Below are 13,421 nucleotides of genomic sequence, written 5' to 3' on the forward strand. Positions count from 1 at the left end.
AGCTTACTTGGATTATTTGGATAGGGAGAGGGAGAAGGTGGGGATGTAGCCGAGGGTGATGACTCTTCCTTTATCCCTGAAAATTTATACGAAATCGGTTCAAGAATTAAAGATGTTTACGATGGAAAATTAAAAGTAGTAGGCGAAATCATGTTTGATGATGGCATTAAATATGCCAAATTGTCAGATGGCTCTCTTATCAGCGTTTCGAATGTGCTTTCTTACAATAATCGAAACGCTGAAGCTAAATTCATTTTGGCAAGTGATCCCCAAATCTCAAAATCTGAAAAAAATACAGATGCCCCAGTAACCAAGGAAAGGGATTACCAGGAAATAAAAGCTGAAACAATAAAAAAACCTATCAAAAGAAACGATTGATCGTGTAACAGAAAAACATAAACAAGATCTTCCCGAGAAGAGACAGAAAGTAGCGGAAGAAGCAGAACGAAAGTCATTAGAAAAAATCAAAGAAACGAAAGCAAAGCTGGCTAAAGATAAAGAAACTGTTGGAAATTGGATTAAACCTCCTATTTCTGCTTCAAACAAGCAGGAAATTATCAAAACAGGCATTGAAGAAAGAACGAATGCTGAACTATCTAAAAGCCAGGAAAGAAAAAGGGAACTGGATCAATTAGCGTTAAGCAAGCAAGATGCCCTTAAGAATAAGCTAGCAGAGGGACGTAAAAAAATAGATTTAGAAACTGATCCTTCGGGGAATATTCTTAATTTAGGAATCGGGGGCTCTATACTTACTCCTACTGATTCTAGTATTCTTATTGGTAGAGACACTAAGGCACTCTCGACGTTTTATACTCAGACTTATAAGGATTTAGCAAAAACTCTTGAGGTCGATAATGCTAAGAGTTTGCTGAAAGGAGAGGAAGGGAAAAAGTTTGCAACGAGCGAACTGAAAGATGTTCAGCTGCTATTTGATTATTTACCTAAAAAGGAACGAGAAGCTGCAGAAAAACAATTAAAAGAGCAAGGATTGAATCCTCCTCCATATGGTTTATCTGACGATCCTAATGTTGCTTCGGAATTAAGAAAGTCTTATGAACGACTGATTGTGAATGTGGTTTTGCAAGAGAGAGCAATTTCTGGACTAAAAAAAGAATCTCAAACATTGGACACTACTATTAAAAATCAAACCAAAGCGATTACAAATGAAGTGACATCACTTGTTAATTCGGTAGAAAAACGTGAAAAAGAAGCTTCTGAAGTAACAATAGTAACCACTGATCCAAAATCAGGTAAGATACAATCAATAAAGGTCGATATCCGCGATCCAAACATTAGCGCTGAACATAAAAAATTAGCTGAAAAAGCAATATATGAGAATGAGCAAAGAAAAGTGGATAAAGAGCTAACCCAAGCTCTTAAAGAATTTGACAAAACACAGGAAAAGATTCTGCAGAATGAAATCTTTGATGAAGCTGTTCGATTGGAACTTAACCAATTGAACACTCTCTCTGGCAATGAGCTCCTTGCGATCAGATTGGAAAATCCTGGAGCAACTCTAAAGCAGTTAGAAGATATCCAAAAGCAAAAACTGAAAGAAAAAATAGCAGGGAATGCTGAGCATATAAAGGAGTTGGAAAGCCTACAACTAGAGAATAGAGCAAAACAAATTTCCAATATGCTTCAGATGAACCAACACGGGAAAATCAATAGTGGAGTTGCAAAACAGCTCCTTAGTACATATGAAGTTTTCCAAAAAATGGATATAGACAAGATTTTAGCAGATGTTCCCGATTCTAAAAAAGCAACGGTTCGAGCTTCATTAGATTTGATCAAGAATATGGGATCCGATAGTGATTTTGCCTTGAAAACTGCTTCTGCTTTGTGTAACGTCATTTCAGGCTGGGAAGCAGCGATGCTGGCGGGGAGAAAGATAGAACCAGACTTTGCCAAGTTTTATGTAGAACAGGTAATAAAAGGTGAGATTACAGTTGGAACTCATGGAGGGAAGCAAGCTGTGTTCTATGGTTCAGGAAAGGATTATATCAATCCATCTCATTCATTAGACAATGTGATTGGTAGGGACAAAAATACAGTTCTTGCAGAGTTGAACAAAGGCCCAAACAAAGTAGCGGTTGTAGAAATTGATACTGACGCAACGCCTGATGGGAAGGGTAACCACTTTATCTTGGCATACCAAGATAATAATGGGGACTGGAGATTACAAGACCATACAAGTGAAATTGAATGGAGAAATGGTGGGAAGCTAGAAAGTGCATTAAATCAAAATAAAATTACCAGCATAAGGATACTAGATTGATGAAAAAAATATTACTAATTCTATTTTTAATTACACTTGGAAACTGTGATCACAAAGTAAGTAACAAGTTTGAAAAGTTCAATGGTTATTACTACTTTGACGGTACTTTACAGAGATTTAAAAACCATGGGTTCGAGAATGGGTTAAATTTTAAATATATGATTTTTGATCAGGCAGACTCGATGATTTCAGTCGTTGATGTAAAAAATAATAATGTAATAAAATATAAAGTGGATATGGTTGACGAAGATGAACTTAGGATAAAGTTAAATGAATACATATACTTTAACTTTACTGAAGATAAAAGAAGTGATAGAGTAGTGCAAGAAATAAACTTCTATACCAAATCGAAAGATCCTAAAAATTCCTTCCTTGATATTGGTTACAAATCAGGTAATGTGAAGAGTATTGAAGACGCAAGAACACAATTAGACCGGTATGAAAAGGAAAACAAAATTTTCGAAGAAAACCTTCCACCTGGTCAAGAATAATACGTTCTAACTAGATCGTTGACGAATTGAGGAACTATTCATATCAATTTGCCAACGATCGGAGAAAAGGACTCCGATAGAGTTGAATATCGAATTATCAGTTAGAACGCGCGAAATTTTTAAAAATATCTGTTGTTTTAAGGAACTTAAGTGGAGAATACCCTAGCAAAAAAAAGAACCAAGACTTAATGCTTCCATAGGTAAAAAAAGTCTTAGTTCTTTGATAAGTCTGTATTTGAACGACTAATTTTAACTCTACTGTTCTACACAAACGACTCGATTTGTTAGGACACATGCGCTTGTTGTTACATCCACTAAGCTTGTTGTGCTGGCTCCGACAACACCAGTCAATCCGTTTAAGGCACCATTTGGCGAACTCCAACTAGAACAATTGTCTCCATTCACTAGATTTCCACCGGTGATTGTCATACCCGTCCAAAAGCGAGTACCATTAGTTCCGAGAGCAAAATTCATTTGCATTGGGTTGTTGGAATCAAGAAAAATTCTGTTGGAAGTCGTCGTAGCACCAGTTGTGTTAGAGGTGTCTGTGCTGTTAGAATAAAAAGTATTGGCTTTTAATACCCAATCAGTATAGGTTAAGGTGCCTGTTGGATTTCCAAGAACTTCTCTGACTCCAGGAACGGTAACCATCGCCTTATAAGTTTTACCGCGTTGTCGATTGATATCAAAATTACAAACTGCATCAGGTCCCTTGATTCCACCGGAACCGATGTTACCTATCGAAGGTTCTGATAAAAAAATATGGCATCGCGTCGAACAAGGTGCTGAAGCCGTTGCTTGTGCAAGAACAAGAGCGAGTAAGGTGGTATCGTTATCATCCTCTGACTTCTTGCAAGCACCTAACATAACCATTATAAATAACAAAACTAAAATGACCTGATTATTGAATTTCATGAGTGTCAATTTGACATATTCTATCATCGCAAGCAAGTCTAAATTTAGATATTTACAGCTAATTTTTAATGCTTTTTTACAACTGATCTAATTATAGGTTATCTAGTTTGAATTAGATTTGCTATCGTAGCGACAGTAATTACAAAGTGATCAATAAATGGTAAAAGCTAACATATAAAGTGATTTTCTAATAGCTAGATTTGGTTGAGGTAAAGTGAGCTGAAGACGCAAAGAGAGGAACCGCCGTTAGATTTGATCCGTTAATGTAGGCCTCGCAAAACAAATGAGAGACGCCGATAAATATATGAATCAATTCGCTGGAAAATGGGTCGTTAGTTATTTACAAAATATCTGAAAAAATTCTTGTACTTTTTCCAATCCATGTTTCACTTGTACCGTCTTAGGTGAAGATCCAAAAAGACGCGATTCCCCCTCGAGTTTGCCCTCTTGGGGGACCTTTCTCCCTTCCCAAAAAACTCCAGAAATTATGTCTCATTGTGATTGACAAAATTCCTCCTTTGGATTTAGGTTTTACTGTCCGGTAATAGGCATTTGTCGGATGAGGTAGGCAAAGACCTCGGATCACTTCACCTAACTTGATCCCTTGCCATAAAAAGAATGTTAAATGGTTTGGCCGAAGGCGTGTCTAGGCAAATCGAAGGGACAACATGAGACAAGGAATTTGGATCCCTGCTCGTATCGAGAGTAGGAAGGACCTTTCCATATCTGAGAAGGTAATCCTTTCAGAAATTGAAAGTTTTACATCGAATGGAAAGTGTTTTGCATCAAACGAACATTTTGCGAATCTTTTGGGGATAAGACCCGATACTGTTTCGCGCATGATTTCCAGGCTGAAAAAACGAGGGTTTGTCATTCAAACTGGATTTGACGGCCGTAGACGTTACCTTTGTTTGGGGTCTGCCTTGGATGAGAGTACGAATCATACGGAATTGCCCACTAGGGAACCACATCGCAGAGTTGAGACTTTCTCCCAACCAGCCTTGGACAATCTACCACCTCCTATACAGAAGAATTCATTGATTGTTACAAAGGAACAGTACAAGGGAATGTTAAACAAATTTCCCGAAGCAACCAGAAAGGCCGTTGAACGAATCTTATTTGAAGGAGAAACTCCTTCTTCCAAACATTTGGCAAGAATTGTAAATTCACTAACAAGTGTTGTTGTAGGAGATGGGTGAGGGTGGGATTTTTTTTGTATATTGGGAAAGAATTATTCTTTTCAATCTCCAGTAAGTATAATAAAGTATACTTGCTGGAGAAAGCAAAACAATGTATAAAACACACAGGGTTGTAATGGAAGAACTTTCGTCTTTTGCTTCTCCAAAATCTAAATTGAGCAAAATGATTCGATCTAAAGAGATTCTCCATTTAAAGAGAGGAGTTTTTCTAGAACCAAATGATAAAACGAATTCCATGTTTAGTATTGCTTCGGTGTTATATGGCCCATCGTATATATCTTTTGAATCGGCACTTGCACACTATGGCATGATTCCAGAGAGGGTGAAGGGGATCATTTCCGCAACGTACAACAAAAATAAAAACAAGAAGTTCCATACACCTATTGGCGACTTTTATTATTATTATCTTCCAAAGTTTGCGTATCCATTTGGAATTGTTCGCAAAGAAGAAGGAGAACAAGGTTTTTTAATTGCTACACCTGAAAAAGCAATCCTGGATTTGATTTACAAAAATTCGAAATTAAAAGAAGTAAAAGAACTTAAGGATTTTCTAATAGAAGACAAAAGAATTGAGGAAGAGTGGTTATCGAGACTAGATGAGAGTGAGGTCGCAAAATTATGTTTAATTTATAGACAACCTCAATGTTTATTGTTCCCAAAAATGCTAAGGAAATATTATGCATAGCGCTGTAGAAAGTATGCTGGAAAAATATCAGTGTAACACTGCTGATGATTATAAAAATGCATTAAAAGAAATTATACAAGAGATTGCTCTTTTAGGTCTTTTCCGGAATGGATTTTTTAATCACGCAGCATTTTATGGAGGAACTGCCCTAAGAATTTTTTATAAATTAGATCGTTTCTCCGAAGATTTAGATTTCAGTCTATTTCGTAAAAATAAAAAATTTCAACTCAACAACTATTTAAGATCTCTTGAGGATGAATTGGGTTCCTTTGGTTTTGAAATGTCGGTCGAGATGAAAACAAAAAAAAATGAAAGTCAAATTCAGTCTGCATTCATTAAAGGAGGGACCCTTGTTCATCTTATTAAGATTAATACTAATCAGAATCTCGGACTTAACGTTCCAGACAATGAACAATTGAAAATTAAATTAGAGATCGACATCGATCCTCCTTCAAAAGCATCCTATGAAACTAAATACCTTTTAAAGCCAATCCCGTTTCCCGTAACACTATTTACCAAACCATGTTTATTCGCAGGAAAGATACATGCAGTATTATGTAGAGATTGGAAATCCCGCGTAAAAGGAAGGGATTTTTATGATTTTGTTTGGTATTTGGGAAACAGAACGCCAGTTGATTTGACTCATCTAAAATCGAGGATGGTACAATCTGGCCATTTAGATCCAAGTGAAAAATTGACTCTTCCCATTTTAAAACAAATGCTGATCGAACGCTTTAAAACAATTTCGATTTCGCAAGCAAAAGCAGACATCCAACCATTTATAACGAATGCAAATGTATTAGATCTTTGGTCACCAGAGTTTTTTATACAAATTACAAAAGATAATTTAGAATAGAAAAGGTGTTTGTTCGATAGGAAAATTGAAACATAGTTTGCCTTTAGAATCCAAACCAAAACGAATTGTCATGCCATTAAATGACCAGTAAAATGGTCAATAGACTGATCATATAGAGTTTATGAAAATTACGAGAACCTATTCTAAGATGGCAAGGGAAGCATCTGTGTTACTCGGCAAAGAAATCCAAGTTGCTAGAAAGGAAAGAGCTTGGTCGGAACAAGTGCTTGCCGATCGAATTGGTATTTCGCGAACCACTTAGCAAAAAATAGAAGCAGGTGATATGACCGTGGCAATTGGTTTGGTTTTCGAAGCGGCCGTCATCCTTGGCATTCCCATCTTTTTGGAAGAGAATCCTTCCCTTTCCAAATCCATTCGAAAAACAACAGACAAGTTGACTTTGTTACCAAAACGAATCCGTAACAAAACAAAGAAGGTGAAAGATGACTTCTAAAGAAGCCTATGTTTGGATTTGGTTAGAAGAGCTCTTCCGAAGACTAGTCTTCAATATCCTTTGTGGCAACACCGACGACCATGTAAGAAATTATGCTGCCTTTTGGGATGGAAATTCTCTTACGCTTACACCGGCCTACGATATCTGTCCGTAAGCACGATCTGGGAACGAAGCATCCCAAGCCATGCTCATCTCCGGTGAAGACAGAAGGAATCGAATTGAGGTTTGTCTCAATGCTCGCAATCAATTTCTACTTTCGAAAGCTAAGGCCATGGAGATTGTAAAACACCAAATCCATACCATTGAAAAAAGTGGAAGTCTGTTGGCGACGAGGTCAAGTTAAGCCAGGTGGACAGAAATCTTCTTTGGAAACGACAGTTTTTGAATCCATATTCGATGAAAGGTGTGAAAGGTTAGGAAACAGTAAAAATGAGTAGCTTAAAGTGCGCATTAAACTACTAAGATGTTATCGCTTCCTTTTTACGATTCCAAATTTATATTTCAATACATGATTGGACGGCTGATTCGTCTTAAATGAACCGTACAGCGTTTACACCATCTAGCAATGAAAAACGAATCCTTTATGAATACGAAACTCGACAAAACACCCACGTTTCCTGTCGAATTTGTCGAAATTGTCGAATTTTTACACCAAAAACAGCATAGAGGATCACTTCACAATGCTTGAATTTTGGAGAGTGCTGCATTGGTTCTAAGCGACTTTATCATGAGAATTCACGTTTGAAATCGGAATCCTATTTAGGTTTGGTACCTTCGGTTGGTAATGATGGGAGCTTTTCTGTTTCGACTTTATTTTCCTTGGATAAGGAATTGTTTTCAAGGAAGGAATGAAAGCTCTTAAGTATTCTTGCAAATAACCTCGTTTCTGGATCCAATGCAACATACAAATGACTCGATGGAATAACTCAGAATTGGTCTCTGTTTCAGGGAATCTTCGATAAATCCTTTTTATGATACGTTTACTCAAATAGTGATTTGGTTCTGATACAAATCCAAAAGACGATAAATCCCAATTCAATTTATCTAGTTCTTTGCCATGCTCTGGTGATTCTTCTCTTCCGCAATATCCAAAGTATTTTACTCCATCCCCTTTTAACTTATCGAACCATAGTTTATTCGCCTTTCTTTTGGGACCATTTTGCATTGGAGGATTGAACAATGTATTCGCTAGATTTTCCTTTAGTTTCCGTTTAAAGTTTCTGATTTGTCCTTTCGGTATGAAAACGTATCCATGGAGGTGAGGGTTGTATTGTCCATCAATTGCATTGCCTTCAAATGTCGTGATTGGTAGTTCTAATCCTTTGATATGATTCTTATAAATAGAGTAGTTCATCTGTTTTAGTGTTTTGTGAAGAGCTTCTTTTAATTCTTTCATATCTGCTTCCTTATCTCCTCTGCTTAATGTGAAAACATATCCAGTGTATCCACGTTTGCTATATACCGCATGGTTCTTCTTATTGTATTCTTTTAGGCAATTCCACGTTGTTCGATTCGTGACTCGCTTCACATCTTTAATGTTCATCGATTCTTTGCCGTATTCTAGTTGAAGTTTCTTCCATTTCACTTCACAGATTCTATTTAGGTTATTATTCCTTAACCTTTGTTTGGTTGTACTGTCTGGGCATGGCTTGGCCATATACTTTTTTCTCCTTCTTCAAAAATTCGAAAGCCCGACAACAGATCACAAGGACTTTGGGTCATCGCACTTTCTGGGGTTTTCAAAAGGAGGTCGTTTGGACGCCAAGTGATAACCTTGACTTTATCCTAGCGAATAATCGGATATCGGAGAACCGATATCGCATATTTTTGTAATTATTTTCATTTTCGCTGTACGAAAAAAAATTCATGAAATTCAAATTGTGAAGTTCAGAAAACAGGCTCTTAAAAATTCGGTAATCGTAATTATTATAATATACTTACGTGATTTATCCGCACTCTGCTACATTTGATGCATTAAGTGATGAAGTTGTATGGATGAATTTTTTTATTTCCGGGGTTCTTCCGAGTATTTACTCGGAGAAACCCTCACTTACACAAACGCGAATTATGTGCTGCAATTGCTGCAACCATATAAGATCACCTGAAAGAGTATCAGGAAATCCAAAAAGAGAGAGCCTATCTAAAGACTTGGATCCTCTAATTCCTCATTCATTTGGGAAGTGGAGGTCATCTCTTCATAACTTAACTGAGGTAGGATCGTTTTCATTCGAATGGATTCTTGAATATCCGTTTTAACTTGTTCAAGAGCCTGTTTGAATTTTGGATCATTCTTTGACCATTGCGTTATGATTGTATGATTTTTATTCAGTTCTTTTGCCGTTTCACGGTAACTATATCCACTTTTGATTAAGACCAAAGCGGTTTGTTTTTCGGCTGATAGACCGGGGTAGGGGTTCCCGAAAATATCATTTCTCTTATGCAATGCCTGCATGATATTCATTACAGATCTTTGAATTTGATCCGTGGTCAGGTAACTTTCTTGTTTGGTAGCTAATTGATTTTGCAAATCGATTCTCCTTAATTGAATTACCTTGATTTTATAAAGTTTTCCGATATCGGAGAACCCCATTTTGCGATTTATCGATATTTCATAAAAAAAATTTCAGATTTTTGATTCTTGCCCATTCGAGCGAAAATATCGTAATTTTTACCAAAATCGAACTAGATCTGGTATTGTTTTCAAAATTTCTAAGATTTCATGCGTTAAGGTGCTGATGGAACCTATAGAAAATATTTTAAAAAATTTTTCTAAACGAAAGTTGCCTTTTACAGAAATAATTGGCAGGATAAAAAACTTTTCTTACTAATCATGATTCTAAATTAAGTTCGAGCACATGGACAAACAAACTATAGATGCGTATGATCGGCCGACCGATACTTATTTCGATAGGCAAGAACGGTTCCATCATAGTTATATTTCGGAAATCGAATTTTACCTAAAAGAGAGTGGAGTCACTCATGCAAATGTATTGGATATAGGAACTGGTTCTGGTAAATTTGTAGAACAGTTAAACTCGAATGGTTGGAATGCGATTAGAATCTAACCCAGTAGTCAGATATTAGATCGTATTAGCGCAAACCATCCTCATCGCGCTCTGAAAATTCAAATGGGAAGTCTTCCTCATTTACCAACATTTTCTGATTCATTTCATTTGATCTCTGCTTTCGCAGTTCTGCAACATATTCCAAAGCAAGATTTATTTTTATCCTTATTCAACATCAAACAAAACTTAAAAGTCGGTGGGTATTTTGTTTTTAGTTTACCTGAAAATCGAATGGATCTGGATAACGATTCACGAGACAAAGAGAGAAGACTCCATTGCCTTTATCATTTAAAAGAGATAACTATGATTTTAGAACAACTTGGTTTCCAAGTCATTATGGAATCACACTTCTCAGACAGTGAATACCGTGGTTGGTCTTGGTCTTTCTGCATTCTCAAGTTAGAACACAAACAATCTCTTCCTTTGGATACCATTGACTCCCTTCTCAATCGCGAAAGAAAAACTGCCACTTACAAACCTGCATTACTCAGAGCACTCTGCGATATTGCTTTAGAAAATCTTAATTTAGTCGAATATGTATCGGATCATGTATTCATTCCCATCCGATTGGTTGCAGAAAAGTGGGTAGTCTACTTTTGGAATCTTTTCTCTGCACCTATCTATTTACCGCAGGTATCCTCTGATAAACTAGATAAACCTTCGAGTTTGCGAAAAACTTTTGCATCCTTACAATCAAAGCTCAATATCTTAGATGATTTTTTAGAGAAACAAGCCTTGTTCCATTCAGGCAAACTCATCGATATGGATTTGCAAAAACATATGAATTTGTTTCTAGGGCAGTGGGAACAAACGATCATCAAAGGACCTATCCAATACACATCCAATGGTGATTTGTTTCACTATGATCCTAAACGACAAATGATTTCGATGCCGATTGCAATCTGGCGAGAGTTTGTTCTATTTGAGTCTTGGATCCGTGATGCGGTGATCTTAAGATGGGCCGGAGAAATCGAAAGGCTTTCTCGCAAGTCCGTTCGAACAGGACTTGCCTTTGATTATTTAATGATGGGTCAAAACTTAGAACGCAAACAAAACCAAGTCCGTAGTTTATTCTTAAAAAAAACTGACTTAGCTTGTATTTGGACAGGCAAACCGTTAAACAAATCGAATCTAGACATTGATCACGGCATTCCTTATGCATATTGGAAAAATAACTACCTATGGAACTTATTCCCAACAGATACAAAATCCAATCGAAGGAAAAGTGAGAAGATACCAAGTGCCGAATTGATTATGAAAAGTGAACTTCCCATTCGAGACCATTGGATATATGTTTTTCAATTAAGACCGAATCAATTCACCTTTGAACTCAAAAACTTTTTAGGAAAATATTACGAAGCGAGGGATTGGGATAAAACTTTGTTTGCTTTGTTTCAAGAGACAGCAGAGACAATAGCGAGTAGACGAGAGGTTTTGCGGTGGGAAGGTGAGTGAGAGGGGAAGTAGTAAAGCTCTGAGGGTATAGCTTCGCCCCATGAGTTACAGGAGAGGATTTGAATAGTGACATCTTCTCAATTGATGAGATGATAGAGTGGTCGAAAAAAGAATATGCAATATAAATATTTTAGGTATGCGAAGATGGTTTTAATAGAATTAAATGTCCCATCTCGAATCGGAAGGCGAGACTATACAAATTGAATTTTGAAAAGAAATTAAAAATGAATGGTGCAACTCAAAATATTTTTTCTACTTTTCACTAATCGAATCCTCGTTAGACTTTGTTTTGTCCTACCTGAAAGGTAAATTATCTCAATGAAAGAATCTTTAAAAACAGACATTCACACTCCGCTATTATCTATTTTATATAAGTTTCGCGAAGCCGCTAAATCAGAACGAGAAAAGGGAACTTATTTTGAAGAATTGGTTCTCTTGTATTTTAGAAATGAACCATATTATAAAGACTATTATTCCGATGTTTGGATGTATTCCGATTGGGCGAAGTTAGAGGGAAAGGATGCAAGAGATGTTGGAATTGACCTTGTTGCCAAAACTCGCACGACCAATGAAATTCATGCGATCCAATCTAAATTTTATGATGCCAATTATAAAATTCAGAAAGCAGATATCGATAGTTTTTTTACAGCTTCGGGACAAAAGCCATTTGTAAAGCGGATCATTATTTCTACAACCAACCTTTGGTCGGAACATGCAGACGGTGCACTTCACAACCAAACTCCTCCCGTGACCAAAATTGATCTCTCTGATTTAGAAAATAGTGTGATTGATTGGAACAAATTCAAATCTAAAGAAGTTGTTCCATTAAGAGAGCAGAAGAAATTACGTGACCACCAAAAAGAAGCTCTTCTTGGTGTGACTAGAGGACTCCAAACAGCCGACCGAGGAAAACTCATCATGGCTTGCGGAACGGGAAAAACATTTACCAGCTTAAAAATTGCAGAAGAGATGGCGGGCAAAGGCAAACGGGTTTTATTTCTCGTTCCGAGTTTATCACTGCTTTCGCAATCCTTAACAGAATGGACACAGGAAAGTGCGATTGAGCTTCATTCGTATGCAGTGTGCTCTGATAGTGAGGTGGGTAAAAAACGAGACAAAAACGAAGACGTAGTTGAAACCATCGAAACTAATTTGAAATATCCTGCCACTACTGATGCAAAGCGCCTAGCGGAGGAAGTTGGAAAGAGACATGACCAAAGTCATATGACTGTCGTTTTCTCCACCTATCACTCGATACAAGTTATTAGTGATGCACAAAAAAAGCACAAAATGGAAGCCTTTGATTTGGTGATCTGTGATGAAGCACATCGTACGACAGGAGCCACCTTTGAAAGTGAAGACGAAAGTCATTTTGTCAAAGTGCATGACAATTCTTTTTTAAAAGCCACCAAACGTCTGTATATGACGGCAACTCCCAGGATTTATGGAGATACAGCTAAAGTCAGTGCGGAAAAGGACAATGTGACACTTTGTTCGATGGATGATGAGAAACTGTTTGGAAAAGAACTCTATGTCATCAACTTCTCTACGGCAGTGAGTCGGGGTCTTCTTGTAGACTACAAGGTGATCGTTCTTGCCGTAGATGAAAACCATGTCAATGCAAGACTACAAAAACTTTTAGCAGATGAGAACAACCAAATCAAAGTAGATGATGCCGCAAAAATCATCGGATGTTGGAAGGCTCTTAGCAAACAAGGCTCAAGGGAAACTATCCCTGGTTTGGAATCTCCCATGAAACGAGCCGTTGCCTTTTGTCAGGTGATCGAAATCCAAAAAGGTGCCAAAACCCACAAAGTGAGTTCCAAACTCATTGCCGAAATGTTTGCCAATGTGATCGCGGCGTATCAAGAAAAAGAAGAAGACCCTCATCCACTGCTTTGTGAAGCCGAACATGTGGATGGAGGAATGAATGCTGGTGAAAAAGAAGCCAAACTCCAATGGCTAAAAGAACCCACTCCAGACAATGTCTGTCGAATTTTAAGTAATGTTAGGTGTCTATCGG

At 37.2% G+C, this 13,421-nt stretch carries 15 protein-coding genes; 12 read left to right on the forward strand and 3 right to left on the reverse strand.

What is annotated here, in order from left to right; genetic code table 11:
- Positions 1-150 precede the first annotated feature (150 nt).
- From EHQ47_RS19560 to EHQ47_RS19570, 3 genes are all read left to right on the forward strand, one after another.
- Positions 151-378, forward strand: a complete 228-nt coding sequence (locus EHQ47_RS19560) for a hypothetical protein (protein ID WP_135777980.1) — start codon at positions 151-153, stop codon at positions 376-378.
- Between the two features lie 487 nt (positions 379-865).
- A complete protein-coding gene (locus EHQ47_RS19565; protein ID WP_135777982.1) occupies positions 866-2,278 on the forward strand; it encodes a hypothetical protein in 1,413 nt (470 codons plus the stop codon).
- Positions 2,278-2,769: a hypothetical protein gene (locus tag EHQ47_RS19570; RefSeq protein ID WP_135777984.1), complete on the forward strand. Its 492-nt coding sequence runs from the start codon at positions 2,278-2,280 to the stop codon at positions 2,767-2,769. Before EHQ47_RS19565 ends, EHQ47_RS19570 begins: the two co-directional genes overlap by 1 nt.
- Positions 2,770-3,024: 255 nt before the next feature.
- Here EHQ47_RS19570 and len read toward each other — a convergent pair whose 3' ends face one another.
- Positions 3,025-3,684: a Len family endostatin-like outer membrane lipoprotein gene (gene len / locus EHQ47_RS19575; RefSeq protein WP_208727475.1), complete on the reverse strand. Its 660-nt coding sequence runs from the start codon at positions 3,682-3,684 to the stop codon at positions 3,025-3,027.
- Between the two features lie 668 nt (positions 3,685-4,352).
- Between len and EHQ47_RS19580 the strand changes: the two genes are divergently transcribed.
- The 6 genes from EHQ47_RS19580 (at position 4,353) to EHQ47_RS19895 (ending at position 7,032) form a co-directional block, all read left to right on the forward strand.
- Positions 4,353-4,883: a helix-turn-helix domain-containing protein gene (locus EHQ47_RS19580; protein WP_135777986.1), complete on the forward strand. Its 531-nt coding sequence runs from the start codon at positions 4,353-4,355 to the stop codon at positions 4,881-4,883.
- Between the two features lie 91 nt (positions 4,884-4,974).
- Entirely contained in the window at positions 4,975-5,568 is a 594-nt protein-coding gene (locus EHQ47_RS19585) for a type IV toxin-antitoxin system AbiEi family antitoxin domain-containing protein (RefSeq protein ID WP_135777988.1), read from the forward strand.
- 13 nt (positions 5,569-5,581) lie between these two features.
- Positions 5,582-6,424 carry a nucleotidyl transferase AbiEii/AbiGii toxin family protein gene (locus EHQ47_RS19590; protein ID WP_244290423.1) on the forward strand — a complete coding sequence of 281 codons (843 nt, stop codon included), beginning with the start codon at positions 5,582-5,584 and terminating at the stop codon, positions 6,422-6,424.
- 121 nt (positions 6,425-6,545) lie between these two features.
- Positions 6,546-6,686, forward strand: coding sequence for a hypothetical protein (locus EHQ47_RS19885; protein ID WP_244290424.1), 141 nt, complete (start codon positions 6,546-6,548; stop codon positions 6,684-6,686).
- 21 nt (positions 6,687-6,707) lie between these two features.
- The gene (locus EHQ47_RS19890; protein ID WP_244290425.1) at positions 6,708-6,878 is read left to right on the forward strand and encodes a hypothetical protein; all 171 of its coding nucleotides are present in this window, start codon (positions 6,708-6,710) and stop codon (positions 6,876-6,878) included.
- On the forward strand, positions 6,868-7,032 hold the full coding sequence (locus EHQ47_RS19895; protein WP_244290426.1) for a HipA domain-containing protein: 165 nt from the start codon (positions 6,868-6,870) through the stop codon (positions 7,030-7,032). The genes EHQ47_RS19890 and EHQ47_RS19895 overlap by 11 nt, the downstream gene beginning before the upstream one ends.
- Positions 7,033-7,590: 558 nt before the next feature.
- Here the strand turns inward: EHQ47_RS19895 and EHQ47_RS19605 are convergent.
- Together EHQ47_RS19605 and EHQ47_RS19610 are read right to left on the reverse strand one after the other, a co-directional pair.
- Positions 7,591-8,421 (reverse strand): hypothetical protein, encoded by an 831-nt coding sequence (locus EHQ47_RS19605; RefSeq protein ID WP_244290427.1) that lies wholly within the window; start codon positions 8,419-8,421, stop codon positions 7,591-7,593.
- Between the two features lie 597 nt (positions 8,422-9,018).
- On the reverse strand, positions 9,019-9,405 hold the full coding sequence (locus EHQ47_RS19610; protein WP_135777993.1) for a hypothetical protein: 387 nt from the start codon (positions 9,403-9,405) through the stop codon (positions 9,019-9,021).
- A 328-nt stretch (positions 9,406-9,733) separates the two neighbouring features.
- Here EHQ47_RS19610 and EHQ47_RS19615 point away from each other — a divergent pair, with 328 nt between their 5' ends.
- The 3 genes from EHQ47_RS19615 to EHQ47_RS19625 form a co-directional block, all read left to right on the forward strand.
- Complete coding sequence (locus EHQ47_RS19615; protein WP_135777994.1) at positions 9,734-9,943, forward strand: hypothetical protein; 210 nt, start codon at positions 9,734-9,736, stop codon at positions 9,941-9,943.
- Positions 9,944-10,006: 63 nt separating this feature from the next.
- The gene (locus EHQ47_RS19620; protein WP_135777995.1) at positions 10,007-11,398 is read left to right on the forward strand and encodes an HNH endonuclease domain-containing protein; all 1,392 of its coding nucleotides are present in this window, start codon (positions 10,007-10,009) and stop codon (positions 11,396-11,398) included.
- Positions 11,399-11,716: 318 nt separating this feature from the next.
- The coding region (locus tag EHQ47_RS19625; RefSeq protein ID WP_135777997.1) for a restriction endonuclease at positions 11,717-13,421 on the forward strand (1,705 nt) is incomplete at its 3' end.

It is taken from the genome of Leptospira bourretii (genome assembly GCF_004770145.1).
GTDB lineage: Bacteria > Spirochaetota > Leptospiria > Leptospirales > Leptospiraceae > Leptospira_A > Leptospira_A bourretii.